Below are 18,163 nucleotides of genomic sequence, written 5' to 3' on the forward strand. Positions count from 1 at the left end.
GTCCTACCGGGGGCGAAGATTGGCCATACGTCACGACCCGACCGCGGAAAAGAAGTTCTTTCCGCTCATCCGTAGAGGAGATATTCCTTCCGGATCCTTTGGAAGGCCTTCAGTTCGTCCTGCCAGGCGGCCACGACCTCGTCGGTCGTCGCCCCCGCGTCGATCATCGTGCGCACCTCGGCGGAGCCGGTCAGCTTGTCGATCCAGTTGTCCGAGCGCCAGGCGAAGCCGCTCCAGACCTTCTTGGCGGTCACCAGGAGGGCGATTCCGGTGCGGACGGGGTCGTACGCGGCCCGGTCGTCCACATGGATCTGCACGCCACCGATCGTCTTTCCCTGGAACTTGGAGAAGGTCGGAGCGAAGTACGCCTCCCTGAAGCGCACGCCCGGGACCTTGAGCCGGTTCGCCTCCAGAGCCCATCGGCCGTCGATGCCCTCCGCGCCCAGCAGCTCGAACGGACGGGTCGTGCCGCGCCCCTCCGACAGGTTCGTCCCCTCGAAGAGACACGTTCCGGAGTACACCAGGGCGGTGTCGGCCGTCGGCATGTTCGGGCTCGGCGGCACCCAGGGCAGGCCGGAGGCGTCGTAGAAGTCCGACCGCTTCCAGCCCGACATCAGTACGGTGGTCAGCTCCACCGGCGCCGCCAGGAACTCCCCGTTGAACAGCCGCGCGAGCTCCGCCACCGTCATCCCGTGCGCCTGCGCGACGGGCTGCCGGCCGACGAACGTCGCGAACTCCTTGTGCAGCACCGGGCCCTGGGCGGCCCGTCCGGTCACCGGGTTCGGCCGGTCCAGCACCACGAAGCGCTTGCCCGCGAGCTGAGCCGCCTCCATGCAGTCGTACAGCGTCCAGATGTACGTGTAGAAGCGCGCGCCCACGTCCTGGATGTCGAAGACGACGGTGTCCACGCCGGAGGTGGTGAAGACGTCGGCGAGAGGCTTGCCGCTCTTGAGGTACGTGTCGTAGACCGGGAGTCCGGTCGCCGGGTCGTCGTAGCGGCCCTCGGAGCCGCCGGCCTGCGCGGTGCCGCGGAAACCGTGTTCCGGGCCGAAGACGGCGGTCAGCTCGACGTGGGGGTCGGCGTGCATGACGTCGACGATGTGGCGAACGTCTCTGGTGACACCGGTGGGGTTCGTGACGACGCCGACACGCCGGCCGTGGAGGGCGGCGTAGCCGCTTGCCTGGAGCTGCTCGAAGCCGGTGCGGAGGGGACTGTCGTGGGTCGTCGTGGCGGGGGTGGCGGGGGTGGTGAGGGTGGTGGGGGTCGCCGCGAAGGCGGCGGTGGCGGTGGCCGTGGCTGTGGCGGTGAGGAGGGCTCGGCGGGAAGGGCGCATGGGGGGACCTCCGTGATCGCGGAAGGCTGGCACCGGCACGTTAGGGCTCCCGCCGGCCGTTTGGAAGCTGCGGGTGGTTCGTGGCTGGTCGCGCCCACGCGGCGGAGCCGCATATGGCAGAGCCCCGCGCCCCTGAAGAGGCGCTCCTGCGGGTCGGAGCTGCCAAAGGGCCCTTCCCCTGCTACATACCGACTGGTTAGTCTGGGGTCGCAGCTGAGCCGTGTTGTGTCGCGTCGTGTCGAAGGAGACCGATGGTGGAAGCCGTGCAGGATGCGGGAGTGGTCGTCACCGGGGCCGGAGGTGGCATCGGGGCCGCGCTGGCCCGTCGTTTCGCCGCCGAGGGGGCCCGGGTCGTCGTCAACGACCTGGACGCCGCCAAGGCGAAGGCCGTGGCCGAGGAGATCGGGGCGATCGCGGTGCCCGGCGACGCGTCCGCGATCGTGGCCGAGGCCCGGGACGCCCTCGGGGGCACCATCGACGTCTACTGCGCCAACGCGGGCCTCCCCTCGGGCGGCAGTGAGTCGGCCGACGAGAAGGTCTGGGCGCTCGCCTGGGACGTCAACGTGATGGCGCACGTCCGGGCGGCCCAGGAGCTGCTCCCGGCCTGGCTGGAGCGCGGCAGCGGCCGGTTCGTCTCCACCGTCTCCGCCGCCGGACTGCTCACCATGATCGGCGCCGCGCCCTACAGCGTCACCAAGCACGGCGCGTACGCCTTCGCCGAGTGGCTGTCGCTGACGTACCGCCACCGCGGCGTGAAGGTGCACGCGATCTGTCCGCAGGGCGTGCGCACCGACATGCTCGACGCCACCGGCAGCGCGGGCGACCTGGTCCTGCAGCCCACCGCCATCGAGCCGGAGGCCGTCGCCGACGCGCTGTTCGCGGGGATCGAGGAGGACCGCTTCCTGATCCTGCCGCACCCCGAGGTCGCCGGGTACTACCAGGTGCGGGCCGCCGAACCGGACCGCTGGCTGACGAACATGAACCACATCCAGCAGAAGTGGGAGGCGACCCGGTGACCACCTACGCCGACCGGCCCTGGGTGGCCCTCCTCAATGACGCCCAGAGCGGCCCGGTGAGCCCGGCCGACTCCCTGGTGCACGCCCTGCGCGGGGCCGTGGCGGACGCTCCGGACCGCGCCGCGCTCGCCTACTTCGACGGGCGGCTGAGCTACCGCGAGGTGGACGAGCTGAGCGACTCCGTCGCCGGGCACCTCGCCGCCCGCGGTCTGGAGCGCGGCGACCGCGTCGCGATCCTGCTCCAGAACTCCCCGCACTTCGTGCTCGCGCTGCTCGGCGCCTGGAAGGCGGGCGCGACCGTCGTGCCGGTCAACCCGATGTACAAGTCGGGCGAGGTCCGCCACGTCCTGCACGACGCGGACGTACGCGCCCTGGTGTGCTCCGACCGCGCGTGGGAGTCGTATCTGCGCGAGACGGCTGCCGACTCGGCCGTGAGCGTCGTCCTCACGGCGTGTGAGTTGGACTTCCAGACTCGGGGCGACGCGCGGGTGCTGACCTTCGAGCGGCTGCCGCAGGCCGCGGACGCCGACGATCTGGTGGCGGTCGCCCGGGCGGGCCACAAGGCCCCCGCGGGGCGTGCCGCGGAGCCCTCCGACATCGCGCTGATCAGCTACACCTCGGGGACGAGCGGCACCCCCAAGGGAGCCACCAACACGCACGGCAACATCATGTACAACGCCGAGCGGCAGCGGACGGGCCTCGGGCTGCCGGAGGCGCCCGTCTACTTCGCGATGGCGCCCCTGTTCCACATCACCGGGATGGTCTGCCAGCTCGCCGCCTGCCTCGACAGCGTGGGCACGCTCGTCCTCGCCTACCGCTTCGAGGCGGGGGTCGTCCTCGACGCGTTCGCCGAGCACAGGCCGCTGTACACGGTCGGCCCGTCGACCGCCTTCATGGCGCTCGCGGCGCATCCGGCGGTCACGCCGGACCACTTCGCCTCCTTCGTGAACATCTCCTCGGGCGGCGCGCCACTGCCGCCGGCCCTGGTGGAGAAGTTCCGGGCCGGTTTCGGGCCCTACATCCGCAACGGCTACGGACTCACCGAGTGCACCGCGCCCTGCGCCTCCGTACCGCCGGGCCGGGAGGCTCCCGTCGACCCGGTCTCGGGCACGCTGGCCGTCGGTGTGCCGGGCCCCGACACGGTCGTACGCATCGTCGACGACCAGGGCCAGGAGGTGCCCTTCGGCGAACAGGGCGAGATCCTTGTACGAGGCCCCCAGGTCGTGCCCGGCTACTGGCGCCGCCCCGAAGCCACCGCCGAGACCTTCCCGGACGGTGAGCTGCGCACCGGCGACATCGGATTCATGGACCCCGAAGGCTGGCTCTACGTAGTCGACCGCAAGAAGGACATGATCAACGCTTCCGGCTTCAAGGTGTGGCCCCGCGAGGTCGAGGACGTGCTCTACACGCACCCCTCGGTCCGGGAGGCGGCCGTCGTCGGCATCCCCGACGGCTACCGCGGCGAGACCGTGAAGGCCTACATCAGCCTGCGGCCCGGCGCGGACGAGGACCCCGACGCGCTCGCCGCGTACTGCAAGGAGAGACTGGCCGCCTACAAATATCCGCGGCATGTGGAGATCCTGCCCGAGCTGCCGAAGACGGCGAGTGGCAAGATCCTCCGTCGGGAACTGCGTTCCCGTCCCCAGGACTCCCAGTAGACGACCAGTAGACGTCCAGTGGACGACGCGTTTCACCGGACAACGCTTGAAAGGCAGGTGGCGGCAGTGCCCAGGACGACGGACGGAGACGGTACGCCCGTCCCGCAGCGGCTCTTGGCCGCCGCCACCAGGCTCTTCGCCGAGCAGGGCTACGACCGCACCTCCGTGCAGGAGATCGTGGAGGCGGCGGGCGTCACCAAGGGCGCGCTGTACCACTACTTCGGCTCCAAGGACGACCTCCTGCACGAGGTGTACGCCCGCGTGCTGCGGCTTCAGCAGGAGCGGCTGGACGCGTTCGCCGATGCCGACGCGCCGGTCGAGGAGCGGCTGCGGGGTGCCGCCGCCGACGTCGTCGTGACCACGATCGACAACCTCGACGACGCGGCGATCTTCTTCCGCTCCATGCACCACCTCAGCCCCGAGAAGGACAAGCAGGTGCGCGCCGAGCGCCGCCGCTACCACGAACGCTTCCGCGCGCTCGTGGAGGAGGGCCAGAAGAAGGGCGTCTTCTCCACCGCCACCCCGGCCGACCTGGTCGTCGACTACCACTTCGGCTCGGTGCACCACCTGTCGACCTGGTACCGCCCCGACGGCCCCCTCGCCCCCCAGGAGGTCGCCGACCACCTGGCCGACCTGCTGCTGCGGGCGCTACGTCCGTAGTTCTGCCCCGGACCCCGTACGCGCAGTTCCCCGCGCCCCTGAAGAGGGGCGCGGGAACTGCGCGATCTTTTGCGGGGGTCTGGGGGCGCAGCCCCCAGGGGACGGGAACGGGCAGGGGCGGCGGGGGCGAAGAAGCCCGTCACCGCCCCACCGGACCGGACGGTCACACGTACTTCTTGATCTCCCGTCGCGCCAGCGACCGCTGGTGCACCTCGTCCGGGCCGTCCGCGAGCTTCAGCGTCCGTGCGCTCGCCCACAGCTCGGCCAGCGGGAAGTCCTGACTGACACCGCCCGCGCCGTGCAGCTGGACCGCCTTGTCGAGGATGTCGACGACCGTGCGCGGGGTGGCGATCTTGATGGCCTGGATCTCGGTGTGGGCGCCCCTGTTGCCGACGGTGTCCATCATCCAGGCCGTCTTCAGGACCAGCAGACGCAGCTGCTCGACGGCGACGCGCGCGTCCGCGATCCAGTTCTGGACCACGCCCTGCTGGGCGAGGGGCTTGCCGAAGGCCGTACGGGACACGGCCCGGCGGCACATCAGCTCGATCGCCCGCTCGGCCATGCCGATCAGCCGCATGCAGTGGTGGATACGGCCCGGGCCGAGCCGCGCCTGGGCGATGGCGAAACCGCCGCCCTCCTCGCCGACGAGGTTGCTCACCGGGACGCGGACATGGTCGAAGACGACCTCCGCGTGCCCGCCGTGGGAGTGGTCCTCATAGCCGTACACCTGCATGGCGCGCCGGACTTCGAGCCCCGGGGTGTCGCGCGGGACCAGGACCATGGACTGCTGGCGGCGGATGTCCGGCCCGTCCGGGTCCGTCTTGCCCATCACGATGAAGATCTTGCAGTCCGGGTTCATCGCCCCGGAGATGTACCACTTGCGGCCGGTGATGACGTACTCGTCACCGTCGCGTTCGATGAGCGTGGTGATGTTGGTGGCGTCGGAGGAGGCCACCTCCGGCTCGGTCATCGCGAACGCCGAGCGGATCTCACCGGCGAGCAGCGGCTCCAGCCACTGCTTCTTCTGCTGCTCGTCGCCGAACTGCGCGAGCACCTCCATGTTGCCGGTGTCCGGCGCGGCGCAGTTCAGCGCGGTGGGCGCCAGGTGCGGGCTGCGGCCGGTGATCTCGGCGAGCGGCGCGTACTGGAGGTTGGTCAGCCCGGCGCCGTACTCCGCGTCGGGCAGGAAGAGGTTCCACAGGCCCTGCCTGCGGGCCTCCGCCTTCAACTCCCCGACCACGGCGGGCGTGTCCCACGGCGAGGCCAGCCGGGCGCGCTGCTCCTCCGCCACCGCCTCCGCCGGGTAGACGTACTCGTCCATGAAGGCGAGCAGCTTCCCGCGCAGTTCCTCGGTACGCGCGTCGAATGCGAAGTCCATCTCGGATCAGCCTTCCTGAAGAGTGGTCAGACCGTGCTCGATGAAGAACGGGACCAGTTCACCGATGCGGTCGAAGCCGGCGCCGACCGTCTGGCCGAGCGTGTAGCGGTAGTGGATGCCCTCCAGGATCACGGCGAGCTTGAACCAGGCGAACGCCGTGTACCAGGCGACGTCGGACACGTCGCGCCCCGAGCGCGCGGCGTACCGTTCGACGATCTCGGCCGGGTCCGGGTGCCCGGCGGCCGAGGCGGTCGTGCTGATGGGGGAGTCGGGCAGGTCCAGCGGCGCGCTGTACATCACCAGCAGGCCCAGGTCGGTGAGCGGATCGCCGAGCGTGGACATCTCCCAGTCCAGGATCGCCTTGATCCGGTCGTCCTCGCCGATCAGCACGTTGTCGAGCCGGTAGTCGCCGTGCACGACGGAGGGCGCGGGGGAGTGCGGCAGCTCGCGGCCGAGGGCGGCGTGCAGTTCGTCGATCCCGGCGAGCTCACGGTTCCTGGAGGCGTCCAGCTGCTTGCCCCAGCGGCGCAGTTGCCGGTCGAGGAAGCCCTCGGGGCGCCCGAAGTCGGCGAGGCCCACGGCGGCGGGGTCGACGGCGTGCAGTTCGACGAGCGTGTCGACGAGCCCGAGCACCGCGTCCCGGGTGCGCTCCGGGCCGAGCGGGGCGAGCTGCTCGGCGGTGCGGTACGGGGTGCCGGCCACGAACTCCATGACGTAGAAGGGCGCGCCCAGCACCTCCTCGTCCTCGCACAGCAGCACCGGACGCGGCACGGGGACCGCGGTCGGGTGCAGCGCGCTGATGACGCGGTGCTCGCGCTTCATGTCGTGCGCGGTGGCCAGTACGTGCCCGAGCGGGGGCCGTCGGACGACCCAGCTCGAGGTGCCGTCCGTGACCGCGTACGTGAGGTTCGACCGTCCGCCCTCGATCAGCCGGCCGGTCAGCGGGCCGTGCACCAGACCGGGCCGCTCGCCGTCGAGCAGGCCGCGCAGTCGGTCCAGGTCGAGACCTGGCGGGTGGTCGGGGCTCATGATTTCTCCTGCACGCCGGGAAACGGGACGTGACCATGATGCCGACCAGTCGGTATGTCGTCCAGCGCCCGGGCGAAACGTGATCGGCGTCTCCCTCCGGGAGCCGGGGGAGACGCCGGGGCGTGCTTGCCTCTAGTGGTCGTCCCAGTGGCCGTCGTGCTCGGCGTGGCGGTGGCCGTCGTGCAGGTAGTCGACGTGGTCGCCGTGCGCGACCGCCGGGTGCCCGCAGCCCTCGCCGTGCCGGTGGCCGTGCTCGCCGTGCGCCGTGTGACCGCTCGGCTCGCACTCGTCCCAGTGTCCGGAGTGCTCCCGGTGCAGATGTCCGTCGTGCGCGTAGTCGACGTGGTCCCCGTGCGGCACGGCGGTGTGCCCGCAGTCCGGGCCGTGGGTGTGCTCGTGGGTCGGATGCTCCAGGTGAAGGGTGGTCATGGTGCTCGCCTTCGTGAGTGGCGTGGAATGACGGCTCAGGCTAGCGCCAGAAAGAACCGCATTCATCACCATTTGCATCGTTACGCCCCATTTGATCCCGCTCAGAACACCAGTGCCACCGCGCACACGGCCAGGGCGACCGTGCACAGGGTCGCCGCCGTCGCGTGCCGCGGCGCGAGCGCGGGCGGACCGTCGGTGCCGGACGTCGCGAGCACCCGGATGCGCCGGTGCGCGAGGGCCAGGAAGCCCAGCCACAGAGCGCAGCACAGGGCGCAGGCCGTCACGTCGATCGCCGACGGACCGCCGTGCAGCGCCGCCTTCGCCGCGAGGACCGCGGCGACGGTGCTCGACAGGGTCGTACGCCGCCACGCGAGCCGCGTACGCTCCGGCTGCAGCCCCGGATCCCGCTCGGGACGGTGCCGGGTGCCGGGCGCGGTCATCCTTCCCAGCCGACGAGGACGACGACGACCATCGCGACGGCCACGATCGCGACGGCGATGCTCAGCAGTGCCGGGAAGCGCGACACGGGAAGGTCCTCCCCGCGGCGCATCGCGCGCTCGCAGCGCACCCAGTGATTGACGGCGCGCAGCGAGCAGAGCACGCCCGCCGCCAGCAGGGCCAGCGCGAGACCGACCCGCCAGCCCCAGCGCAGGTCCGGCAGGAACTGATCCACGGCGAAGCCGCCGCCGATCAGCGCCAGCGCGGTGCGCAGCCAGGCGAGGAAGGTCCGCTCGTTCGCCAGCGAGAACCGGTAGTCGGGCGTGACGCCCTCCTGCCGGACCTCCTCGGGCGCGAACCACAGCCGGACGTTCCGTACGAATTCGATCACGTCATCGACCCTACCGGGGCCCGGCGGGGGCTCAGTCGGTGCCCGTCGCCCGGTAGTCCTTCAGGCGCTCGTACGCCGCCAGGCCGTCCGGCACCCACGTCCAGTCCGTCAGGTGCCGCTCCACCTCCTCCTCGGTGAGGAAGTCGTGCCAGGCGACCTCCTCCGTCTGGGGGTTCACCGGGAGCTCGCAGCGGACCTCGTACACGGCCGACCACCAGGTCTGGCCGGAGCCGTTGTCGTAGAGGAACCTGAAGAGGGGGACGGGCTCAGGGAGTCCGGAGACCCCGAGTTCCTCCTCGGCCTCGCGCAGGGCCGCGCAGTCGTAGGACTCGCCCGCGCCCACGACCCCGCCGACGAACATGTCGTACAGGGAGGGGAAGACGAGCTTGGTGGGCGTGCGGCGGTGGACGAAGAGGCGGCCCCGGGCGTCCCGGGCCTGGATGAACACGCAGCGGTGGCGAAGACCGCGCGCATACGCCTCGCCGCGCGGGGACTGCCCGATGACCACGTCGTTCTCGTCCACGATGTCGAGGATCTCGTCAGCGGCGCTCATGGCCCCATCCAAGCAGCCGCCGGCACCGGGCGCGGTGCGCGCCGTCCGTGCGGTCCGACGCGGCGCCGTCGTACGCCCTCAATGCGGCTGGAGGTCCCGTACCGACTCGGTCTTGGTGGTGCCCGACGGCATCGCGGGGTGCATGCCCAGCAGGACGATCCCCGCCACGATCGCCGCGAGCCCCGCCGCTTCCCAGGTGAGTGCCCCCACGTCCGTGTGCAGCTTGTCCCCGAGGAAGCCCACGCCGCACACGATTCCGGCCAGCGGCTGGGCGGCGGTGAGCGCGGGCAGCGACATCCGCAGCTCCGCCGTCTCGAAGGCGCTCTGCACCAGCACGAGGCCCGTCACCCCGAGCGCGAGCACCCCGTACGGCTGCCAGCCGGTCAGCAGCTCACTGAAGCCGCCGGCGCCGAACCGCTCCCCGCTGACCCGGGTGAGCGCGTCCTGCACGCCGTACAGCATCCCCGCGGCCAGCGCGAGCAGGACGGGCGCCGCGGTCATCCGGGAGCGCTTGGCGTAGGTGGTGAGGAGCAGCGCGAGCCCGATCATGATGCCGATGATCAGCCAGTGCCGCAGCGGATCGGTCACCGAGTCGCCGCCCTTGGGCTTGCCCGCCACGATGAACGCCGTGACCCCGCCCGCGAGCAGGACGAGGCCCGCCCAGCCCTGGCGGCCCAGGGGGTGCTTGGTCTGGTGGCGGGTGAGCGCGAGCGCGAAGAGCAGATTGGTCGCGAGGAGGGGTTCCACCTGGGAGATCTCGCCCTTGCCCAGGGCGACCGCGCCGAGGATCATGCCGCACACCATGAGCCCGATGCCGCCCAGCCAGCGGGGCACCCGGATGAGGTCGAGCAGCAGGCGCCAGGAGAGGAAGTCGCTCAGCGGGGCGTGCGAGGCGGCGTTCTGCTGGAGCACGAAACCGAAGCCCAGACAGCAGGCCGCGCTCACCGAGAGGATCAGAACGAGAACCGACACGCTGGGTACCTCGATACGTTCGGGTGAGCACGGGTCACGGTCGCGTATTGCCGCCGACTGTAGTGCCATCGACCGGGCCCTGCCCACGGGAGTACCCGGAACCGGGCAGTTGACTCGGTCACTCTTCTTGCCGAAGGATCTGACCGATCAGTAACAACGGCCGGTCGAGCGGTGGCCCCGCCTGTTCGGCCGGTACCGATGACTGATGTCTTCCGTACCACTGTCTCATCAACCAACGACGATGCCGCCGGCTCGTGACGAAGCCGACAGAAGCCGACCGGAAACGTCGGCAGGCCGAGAGGACGGGCCCATGGCCTACGACGCAGATGTGATCGTGATCGGAGCGGGCCTCGCGGGGCTCGCCGCGACCGCGGAGCTCGTCGACGCGGGCCGCAAGGTGATTCTCCTCGACCAGGAACCGGAACAGTCGATCGGTGGCCAGGCCCACTGGTCCTTCGGTGGACTCTTCTTCGTGAACTCGCCCGAGCAGCGCCGGATGCGGATCAAGGACAGTCACGCGCTCGCCCTCCAGGACTGGATGGGCACGGCCGGCTTCGACCGGGCCGAGGACCACTGGCCGCGCCGCTGGGCCGAGGCGTACGTGGACTTCGCGGCCGGTGAGAAGCGGTCCTGGCTGCACCAGCAGGGGGTCCGCTTCTTCCCGGTGGTCGGCTGGGCGGAGCGCGGCGGCTACGACGCCAACGGCCACGGGAACTCCGTGCCGCGCTTCCACATCACGTGGGGGACCGGGCCGGGAGTGGTCGCGCCCTTCGAGCGGCGGGTACGCGCCGGGGTCGCCCGGGGGCTCGTCCAGCTCAAGTTCCGCCACCGGGTGACCGGGCTGTCCCGCAGCGCGGGCACCGTCGACACGGTCACCGGGGAGATCCTGGAGCCGTCCGGCATCGCGCGCGGGCAGGCCAGCAGCCGTACGGTCGCCGGGGCGTTCGAACTCAAGGCACAGGCGGTGATCGTCACCTCGGGCGGTATCGGCGGCAACCACGACCTGGTCCGCGCGAACTGGCCCGAGCGGCTCGGCACGCCGCCCGAGAAGATGGTCGCGGGCGTCCCCGCGCACGTCGACGGCAAGATGCTCGGGATAGCCGAGGAGACGGGCGCGCACCTCATCAACCGCGACCGCATGTGGCACTACACCGAGGGCATCCAGAACTGGAACCCCATCTGGGAGAACCACGGCATCCGCATCCTGCCGGGCCCGTCCTCCCTCTGGCTGGACGCCCGCGGGAACCGGCTCCCGGTGCCGCTCTTCCCGGGCTTCGACACCCTCGGCACGCTCGAACACATCATGAAGACCGGCTACGAGTACACCTGGTTCGTGCTCGACCAGAAGATCATCGGCAAGGAGTTCGCGCTCTCGGGCTCGGAACAGAACCCGGACCTGACCGGCAAGTCGATCAGGGACGTGATCGGCCGGGCGCGCGCCGACGTACCGGGCCCCGTCAAGGCGTTCATGGACAACGGCGCGGACTTCGTCGTCGAGAAGGATCTGGGCGCCCTGGTGCGCGGCATGAACGCCCTCACCAAGGAGCCGCTGATCGACGAGGCCGCGCTGCGCCGCGAGATCGTCGCGCGCGACCGGGAGATCGCGAACCCCTTCACCAAGGACCTCCAGGTGATGTCGATCCGCGGCGCCCGCAACTACCTCGGGGACAAGCTGATCCGTACGGCCGCCCCGCACCGCATCCTGGACCCCAAGGCGGGCCCGCTCATCGCCGTCCGTCTGCACATCCTCACCCGCAAGAGCCTGGGCGGGCTGGAGACCGACCTCTCCTCGCGGGTGCTGACGGAGGGCGGCGACCCGCTCTCCGGCGTGTACGCGGCAGGCGAGGCGGCCGGCTTCGGCGGTGGCGGAGTCCACGGCTACCGCTCCCTGGAGGGCACCTTCCTCGGGGGTTGCCTCTTCTCCGGCCGCACGGCGGGCCGAGCGGCCGCCAAGGCGGTGGGCTGACCCCCGGAAGAGTCCCCCGCATTTCGCTCCGGTGGGCCCGGCTCCGCGGGGGACCGGTCCATGGTCGGGTTTCAGCCGTGACCCGGACTCCGGCGAGCCGGGGCCCGGGCGCGGCCCGGCCCCCGCGGGGAGTCGGGCTCACCCCCCGGAGAGAACCGTCCCACCAGCCCGTTCCCGTCCCGGAGAGCGTGCGAGCGAACATCAACTCTGCGCCATTCAAGGCAAGTTGAAACGTGTGGCGGACCGATCGGGCCTTGACTTGAACCCTCAGCCAAGGGTTTGCTGTGCGTGATCACCCCTTGACCAGCCGCGTCTGTGAGGAACCCCCCGCGGTGTCGCCACCCCCGCCACCCCCTCCTCCCCTCGGCCGCGGCCGCAAACGCGCGGTCCACGCCTTCGACGCCGCGCTCGACGACGCCGAACTCGTCGCCGCGCGCACCTCGTTGGCCCAGGGGCGATGGACCGCGGTCCGTGCACTGCTCGCCGCCACCGGCGACGACTGGGACCGCCGCGGACACCGCGTCACCGTCCTCGCCCAGGAGCCCGCCGCCCTCGCCTGGGCCCGTGACTGGCAGCTCGCGGAACCCGAGTCCGCCGACGCCGCCGTGCTCCTCGCCTGCGCCACCGTCCAGCGCGCCCTGCACGGCAAGGACCGTCCGGAGCGGGCCCGCGAGGCCTGCGACGCCGCCGCCGCGCTCGCGCCCGCCGACCCGACCCCCTGGCTCGGCCTGCTGATACTGGAGCGGGCGCGCGGCAGCGAGGGCGACGTGGTCCGGCTCTTCGACGAGGTGCGTCACCGCTACCCCGAGCACCACCACGCCCACCACCTGATGGTCGCCCGGCTCGCCGAGCGGCGCGCCGAGGCCGGCCAGGACCCCCTCCACGAGGTCTACGACTTCGCGAACTGGGCGGCCGAACAGGCGCCCGCCGACTCTCCGCTCGCGATGCTGCCCGTCGTCGCGCACGCCGAGCGCTATCGCGTGCTGGCCGGCGCCGGCAGCGAGTCCACCGACCCCGCCGCCTCCGGGCACTGGGTCGGACGCCGGGCCCGCCAGGTGATGAAGGCCGCCTTCGACTGGTGGCTGGAGTGGGAGGGCGAGGACCACCCCCGCCGCCACCTCGACCTCAACTTCCTCGCCCACGCCAAGTTCTGCGAGGGCCGGGGCGCCGAGGCCGCCGCCCTGTTCCACCGCATCGGCCCGCACGCCACCCCCGAGCCGTGGTCCTACCCGGACCGCGACCCGTACCAAGCCTTCCGTGCCGCCCGCGACAGCGCCCTCGGCACGGTGTGACCCCACCCACAAGAAGTCGAGAAACCCGAAAGGACGGCCCCGCGATGACGACGGGCAGTTCGAGCACATCGAGCAGTTCGAACACGGGTAGACCCGCCACGGCCGGTGGCGCCATCAGCACCTTCAAGGGCCAGGACCGCGCCCTGCACGCGGGCCGGCTCGGCACGGGAGGTCTGCTGCTCTCCGTCCTCGCGGCGACCGCCCCCCTCATGGTGGTCGCGGGTGTCATGCCCACCACATTCGCGGTGATGGGCATCGTCGGACAGCCGCTGCTCTTCGTCATCCTCGGCGTGGTGCTGGTGCTCTTCAGCGTCGGGTACGCCGAGATGAGCCGCCACGTCCACAACGCGGGCGCCTTCTACGCCTACGTCGCCCGCGGTCTCGGCGGCACCGCGGGCGCCGGCGCCGCCGCGGTCGCGCTCGTCGCCTACAGCGCCCTGCAGTTCGGCATCTACGGCATCTTCGGCTTCGAGGTCTCCGGGCTGTTCGCCACCTACGCCGACGTCGAAGTCGCCTGGTGGATACCGGCGCTGATCGCCGTCCTCGCCGTCGGCGCGCTCTCCTGGCTGAAGATCGACGTCAACGCGCGTGTACTCGGCGTCCTTCTGGTCGTCGAGGTGGCGCTCGTCGTCATCTTCGACATCGCCGCCGTCGCCGACCCCGCCAAGGAGGGCCTCTCCCTGCACGCCTTCAACCCCGACACGCTCACCGGGGCGGGCGTCGGCACCGCGCTGTGCTTCTGCATCGCCGCCTTCACCGGCTTCGAACAGGCACCGGTGTACGCCGAGGAGACCAGCCGCCCGCACATCCTCGTGCCGCGCGTGATGTTCCTGGCGATCGGCTTCGTCGCCGTCTTCTTCGCGCTCAGCTCCTGGGCGCTGACCGTCGCCGCGGGCCCCTCGGGAATCGTCGGGGCGGCGCAGAAGCAGAGCGCCGGACTGCTGTTCTTCCTCACCGAGTCACGTCTCGGGGGCACCTTCACCGACGTCCTGCACGTCCTCTTCGTGACCGGCATGTTCGCGGCGCTGCTCAGCTTCCACAACGTCGTCGCGCGGTACGCCTTCGCCATGGGCCGGGAAGGACTGCTGCCCTCCGCCTTCGGCAGGACCACCGGCACCAGCGGCGCGCCCGGCACCGGCTCGCTGCTGCAGACCGGCGTCTCCGCGATCGTGCTGATCGCGTTCGCCGTGACCGACGACAAGCCCACCGGCGACCCGACCGCGCCCGTCCTGCACCTGTTCACCTGGGCCGGCAACGTCGGCGCGCTCGGCGTCATCCTGCTGATGGCGGCGGCCTCGCTCTCCGTGATCGTCTTCTTCGCCCGCCGCGGAGCCGCCCGTGCCCAGGCCTGGCGCCTGGCCACCTCGGCGATCGCGGCCGTCGCCCTCCTCGTGATCGCGGGCTACACGGTCAAGGACTTCGACGTCCTGGTCGGCGCCGGTCCCGACTCCGCGCTCAGCTGGCTGCTGCCCGCCCTGATCGCGGCCGCCCTGGTCGTCGGCCTGGTGCAGGGCCTGGTGCTGCGCTCCCGCAAACCCGAGGCGCACGCCCGTATCGGCCTGGGCAACGAGGCGTTCCAGCTGGACAAGGCGGCGGAGTCCACCTCTTGATCCGGAGCTCCTGATCCGGAGCCCCGATCCGGGACTCCTGTTCTGAGAAGCGTGTGAGAAGTGGTTACGGAAATCTGACGAGCACCCGCTGCCGCTGGCCTCAAGGGGGTCGCGGGTGCTCGTATGGGTGTGTGAACCCTGAACAGTCCCCACGGCGGGGAGCGGACCGGCCCCGGGAACGCCCACCGGAGGACCCGGAAGCCTCCGGCGCGCCCATCGGCCGCCGGCTCCTGCTCGGCACGCTCGGACTCGGCGCCTTCGGCGTGCTGGCCGCGCCCACCCTGCAGCGCGGCCTGGAGTCCCTCTTCGCCGACGACCCCACGGGCCTGACCGGCCTGCTCCCCAACGGCGGCGGTTTCCGCTACTACTCGGTGACCTCCTCCGTCCCGCACAAGGACGCGTCGAACTACCGCCTCACCATCGACGGACTGGTCGACCACCCCCGCAGCTACACCCTGGCCGACCTCAAGGCCCTGCCGCAGACCCGGATCGTGCACGACGTGCAGTGCGTCACGGGCTGGCGGGTGCCCGGCACCCCCTTCCAAGGCGTACGGCTGTCCCATCTCCTGGACGCCGCCGGGGTCCAGACCAAGGGCCGCGCGATCCGCTTCACCTGCTTCGACGGGGCGTACACCGAGAGCCTCACGCTCCAGCAGGCCCGGCGCCCCGACATCCTGGTGGCCCACCGCATGCAGGACAAGCCCCTCGGCCACAACCACGGCGGCCCGGTCCGCCTCTACGTCGCCCCCATGTACTTCTACAAGTCCGCCAAGTGGCTCTCCGGCATCACCGTCACCGAGGACGTCCGTCCCGGGTACTGGGAGGACCGTGGCTACGACGTGGACGCATGGGTCGGCCGCTCGAACGGACGCGACGATGCACCCACGAGTTGACGACACCCCGACCCTCGCCGCGCCCGCGCCGCGCGTGAGGCGCTTCAGCCGCGCCGAGCGCTGGGTGCACCGCGTGACCGCCCTGCTGATGGGGATCTGCGTGGCGACGGCGGCGTGCCTGTACCTCCCGATGTTCGCCGAGCTCGTCGGCCGCCGTGAGCTGGTGGTCAGGGTCCACGAGTGGGCGGGCCTGATGCTCCCGGTACCGGTCCTGGCGGGCCTGGTCTCCCGTGCCTTCCGCGCGGACCTGGGCCGCCTCAACCGCTGGGGCCCGCACGACCGTACGTGGCTGCGCGCGGCGCTACGACGGGACCGGCGCCCCTCGTCCCGGCCCGCGGCCAAGTTCAACGCGGGCCAGAAGACCTATGCTGCCTGGATCGCCGGCGCGACCCTGGTCATGCTCGCCACGGGGCTGCTGATGTGGTTCACCCACCTCGCCCCCCTGATGTGGCGCACCTCGGCGACCTTCGTCCACGACTGGCTGGCGCTCACGATCGGCGTCGTCCTCGCGGGCCACATCGGCATGGCCCTCGGCGACCCGGAGGCCCGCCGCGGCCTGCGCACGGGCTCGGTGAGCCGGGAGTGGGCGAAGCGCGAGCATCCCCTCTGGCGGCCCTAGACCCTGTCGGGTGTGCCGGGGGGACTGCTGCGGCCCCCGGCACACCGCCTAATCCTGCTGGACCTCGAAGTCCAGCAGGACCTTGCACGAGCGGCTGCGGTCCGCGGCCAGGGTGAACGCCGACTCCGCCGCACCGAGCGGGACCACCGCGCTGACCAGGGAGTCGAAGCGCGGCTCGGCCGCGAGCAGGACCAGCGCTTCGTCGAACTCCTCGTCGAAGCGGAACGCGCCCCGCAGCTCGATCTCCCGGCTCACCACCAGGTTCCCCGCGAACGGGCTCTGTCCCGGCGGCAGCATGCCGAGCTGGACCACGACCGCGCCGCGCCGCACCAGGCGCAGGCAGGTGTCGAGGCCCGCGGCCACCCCGGACGCCTCGACGGCCACGTCGACCTCCGTCGGCCACCCGGGATCGGCGGGATCGTCGGCCCGTACCACCGCGTCCGCGCCCGCCGCGACGGCGTACGACAACGCCTGCGGCAGCAGGTCCGTCACGGTCACCCGGGCCGCGCCCGCGGCCTTCGCGGCGGCCACCACGAGACAGCCGATGGGCCCGGCCCCCGTCACCAGGACATGCCGGTCCTGCACCGCACCGGCCCGTCGGACGGCGTGCAGCGCCACCGACAGCGGCTCGGCGAGCGCCGCCCGCCGCAGCGGGAGCCCCGCGGGCAGCTCCCTCAACTGCCGGGCGGGCACCACCACCTGGGCGGCGAAGGCGCCCTGCACATGCGGGGTGCGCGCCGCGCTGCCCAGGTAGCGGGTGTCCCGGCAGACGTTCGCCCGCCCGTCGGCGCACTCCGGGCACACCCCGCACGGGGTCGCCGGGTGCACCGCCACGGCCGTACCCGGCGCGGGCCCGGTGGCCCCGTCGCCGTACGACAGCACCGTCCCCACGACCTCGTGGCCCAGCACCATCGGCTCGCGCAGCCGGAAGTCCCCGACGCCGCCGTGCCGCCAGTAGTGGAGGTCCGACCCGCACACCCCGCCGTACCGGACGGCGACGAGCGACTCGCCGGGCCCGGCGGAGGGGACCGGCAGTTCGTCGACCCGCAGGTCATCCTGCCCGTGAATCACACAGCCGAGCATCGTCAGGCCCCTTTCACCGTGTTCATCGCGCGGTCCGCTTCACAGCACACTCGTCATGCCGCCGTCGACGTACAGCACCTGCCCGCTCACGAAGTCCGCCGCGGGCGAGGCGAGGAAGAGCACCCCGCCGACCAGGTCCTCCGTACGGCCCCACCGGCCGGCCGGGGTGCGCCGCCGCACCCAGGCGCTGAACTCCTCGTCCTCGACGAGGGGCCGGGTGAGCTCCGTCTCGATGTAACCGGGGCCGAGTCCGTTCACCTGCACCCCGTACTGCCCCCAGTCCGCGCACATGCCCTTGGTGAGCATCTTCAGCGCGCCCTTGGTGGCCGCGTACGGGGCGATTCCCGGACGGACGACCTCGCTCTGCAACGAGCAGATGTTGACGATCTTTCCGTGGCCGCGTTCCGTCATCCGCCGCGCCGCTTCGCGGCCGACCAGGAACGCGCTGGTCAGGTTGGTGTTCAGGATCCGGTGCCAGTCGGTGTCCGTGAACTCCAGGAGCGGCGCCCGCAGTTGCATGCCCGCGTTGTTGACGAGGATGTCGAGCGGGCCCACCCGGTCCTCGACGTCGGCTATTCCGGCGGCCACCGAGGGGCCGTCCGTGACGTCGAAGACCGCGGTGTGGACGTCGCCGGGCAGCTCCGACGCGGCCTTGGTGAGCCGGTCGGCGTCCCGTCCGTTGAGGACGACCGTGCAGCCCGCCTCCAGGAGCCCGCGGGCCAGCGCGAACCCGATGCCCCGGCTGGATCCCGTGACCAGGGCCCTGCGACCGCTGATGTCGAACAGAGGGTGGCTCATCCCCGTACTCCCGTCTCTCATCCTCATACCCCTGGACGACCGGC

18 protein-coding genes are annotated in these 18,163 nt (G+C 71.6%); 8 read left to right on the forward strand and 10 right to left on the reverse strand.

Annotated elements, in window-relative coordinates:
- Nucleotides 1–65: 65 nt before the first annotated feature.
- Nucleotides 66–1,334: an exo-beta-N-acetylmuramidase NamZ family protein gene (locus AQJ27_RS10225; RefSeq protein WP_067365140.1), complete on the reverse strand. Its 1,269-nt coding sequence runs from the start codon at nucleotides 1,332–1,334 to the stop codon at nucleotides 66–68.
- 251 nt (nucleotides 1,335–1,585) lie between these two features.
- Between AQJ27_RS10225 and AQJ27_RS10230 the strand changes: the two genes are divergently transcribed.
- From AQJ27_RS10230 to AQJ27_RS10240, 3 genes are all read left to right on the forward strand, one after another.
- The gene (locus tag AQJ27_RS10230) at nucleotides 1,586–2,350 is read left to right on the forward strand and encodes an SDR family oxidoreductase (RefSeq protein ID WP_067365143.1); all 765 of its coding nucleotides are present in this window, start codon (nucleotides 1,586–1,588) and stop codon (nucleotides 2,348–2,350) included.
- Nucleotides 2,347–4,008, forward strand: a complete 1,662-nt coding sequence (locus AQJ27_RS10235; RefSeq protein ID WP_067366377.1) for a class I adenylate-forming enzyme family protein — start codon at nucleotides 2,347–2,349, stop codon at nucleotides 4,006–4,008. The genes AQJ27_RS10230 and AQJ27_RS10235 overlap by 4 nt, the downstream gene beginning before the upstream one ends.
- A 66-nt stretch (nucleotides 4,009–4,074) precedes the next feature.
- Complete coding sequence (locus AQJ27_RS10240; protein WP_067366380.1) at nucleotides 4,075–4,668, forward strand: TetR/AcrR family transcriptional regulator; 594 nt, start codon at nucleotides 4,075–4,077, stop codon at nucleotides 4,666–4,668.
- 163 nt (nucleotides 4,669–4,831) lie between these two features.
- On the opposite strand, the gene AQJ27_RS10245 is transcribed toward AQJ27_RS10240, so the two are convergent.
- From AQJ27_RS10245 to AQJ27_RS10275, 7 genes are all read right to left on the reverse strand, one after another.
- Nucleotides 4,832–6,046, reverse strand: coding sequence for an acyl-CoA dehydrogenase family protein (locus AQJ27_RS10245; protein ID WP_054231104.1), 1,215 nt, complete (start codon nucleotides 6,044–6,046; stop codon nucleotides 4,832–4,834).
- A 6-nt stretch (nucleotides 6,047–6,052) separates the two neighbouring features.
- A complete protein-coding gene (locus AQJ27_RS10250) occupies nucleotides 6,053–7,075 on the reverse strand; it encodes a phosphotransferase family protein (protein ID WP_067365146.1) in 1,023 nt (340 codons plus the stop codon).
- 132 nt (nucleotides 7,076–7,207) lie between these two features.
- Nucleotides 7,208–7,504, reverse strand: coding sequence for a hypothetical protein (locus tag AQJ27_RS10255; protein ID WP_054231106.1), 297 nt, complete (start codon nucleotides 7,502–7,504; stop codon nucleotides 7,208–7,210).
- A 101-nt stretch (nucleotides 7,505–7,605) separates the two neighbouring features.
- Nucleotides 7,606–7,944, reverse strand: a complete 339-nt coding sequence (locus AQJ27_RS10260; RefSeq protein WP_067365149.1) for a DUF202 domain-containing protein — start codon at nucleotides 7,942–7,944, stop codon at nucleotides 7,606–7,608.
- On the reverse strand, nucleotides 7,941–8,333 hold the full coding sequence (locus AQJ27_RS10265; RefSeq protein WP_054231108.1) for a YidH family protein: 393 nt from the start codon (nucleotides 8,331–8,333) through the stop codon (nucleotides 7,941–7,943). Before AQJ27_RS10265 ends, AQJ27_RS10260 begins: the two co-directional genes overlap by 4 nt.
- Nucleotides 8,334–8,364: 31 nt before the next feature.
- On the reverse strand, nucleotides 8,365–8,886 hold the full coding sequence (locus AQJ27_RS10270) for an NUDIX hydrolase (protein ID WP_067365152.1): 522 nt from the start codon (nucleotides 8,884–8,886) through the stop codon (nucleotides 8,365–8,367).
- 78 nt (nucleotides 8,887–8,964) lie between these two features.
- Nucleotides 8,965–9,858, reverse strand: coding sequence for a DMT family transporter (locus AQJ27_RS10275; protein WP_067365155.1), 894 nt, complete (start codon nucleotides 9,856–9,858; stop codon nucleotides 8,965–8,967).
- 310 nt (nucleotides 9,859–10,168) lie between these two features.
- On the opposite strand from AQJ27_RS10275, the gene AQJ27_RS10280 reads away from it, so the two are divergent.
- From AQJ27_RS10280 to AQJ27_RS10300, 5 genes are all read left to right on the forward strand, one after another.
- Nucleotides 10,169–11,824 carry an FAD-binding dehydrogenase gene (locus AQJ27_RS10280; protein ID WP_067365158.1) on the forward strand — a complete coding sequence of 552 codons (1,656 nt, stop codon included), beginning with the start codon at nucleotides 10,169–10,171 and terminating at the stop codon, nucleotides 11,822–11,824.
- Nucleotides 11,825–12,156: 332 nt separating this feature from the next.
- Entirely contained in the window at nucleotides 12,157–13,116 is a 960-nt protein-coding gene (locus tag AQJ27_RS10285; RefSeq protein ID WP_235613607.1) for a hypothetical protein, read from the forward strand.
- 44 nt (nucleotides 13,117–13,160) lie between these two features.
- Nucleotides 13,161–14,726 carry an APC family permease gene (locus tag AQJ27_RS10290; protein ID WP_067365166.1) on the forward strand — a complete coding sequence of 522 codons (1,566 nt, stop codon included), beginning with the start codon at nucleotides 13,161–13,163 and terminating at the stop codon, nucleotides 14,724–14,726.
- 131 nt (nucleotides 14,727–14,857) lie between these two features.
- The gene (locus AQJ27_RS10295) at nucleotides 14,858–15,619 is read left to right on the forward strand and encodes a molybdopterin-dependent oxidoreductase (protein ID WP_067365169.1); all 762 of its coding nucleotides are present in this window, start codon (nucleotides 14,858–14,860) and stop codon (nucleotides 15,617–15,619) included.
- Complete coding sequence (locus AQJ27_RS10300; protein ID WP_067365172.1) at nucleotides 15,603–16,238, forward strand: cytochrome b/b6 domain-containing protein; 636 nt, start codon at nucleotides 15,603–15,605, stop codon at nucleotides 16,236–16,238. Before AQJ27_RS10295 ends, AQJ27_RS10300 begins: the two co-directional genes overlap by 17 nt.
- 48 nt (nucleotides 16,239–16,286) lie before the next feature.
- Here the strand turns inward: AQJ27_RS10300 and AQJ27_RS10305 are convergent, their stop codons facing one another.
- Nucleotides 16,287–17,321, reverse strand: a complete 1,035-nt coding sequence (locus tag AQJ27_RS10305; protein WP_067365176.1) for an L-idonate 5-dehydrogenase — start codon at nucleotides 17,319–17,321, stop codon at nucleotides 16,287–16,289.
- A gap of 39 nt (nucleotides 17,322–17,360) precedes the next feature.
- Nucleotides 17,361–18,119, reverse strand: a complete 759-nt coding sequence (locus AQJ27_RS10310) for an SDR family oxidoreductase (RefSeq protein WP_067365180.1) — start codon at nucleotides 18,117–18,119, stop codon at nucleotides 17,361–17,363.
- Between the last annotated feature and the right edge of the window lie 44 nt (nucleotides 18,120–18,163).

It is taken from the genome of Streptomyces olivochromogenes (assembly GCF_001514115.1).
Lineage (GTDB): Bacteria > Actinomycetota > Actinomycetes > Streptomycetales > Streptomycetaceae > Streptomyces > Streptomyces olivochromogenes.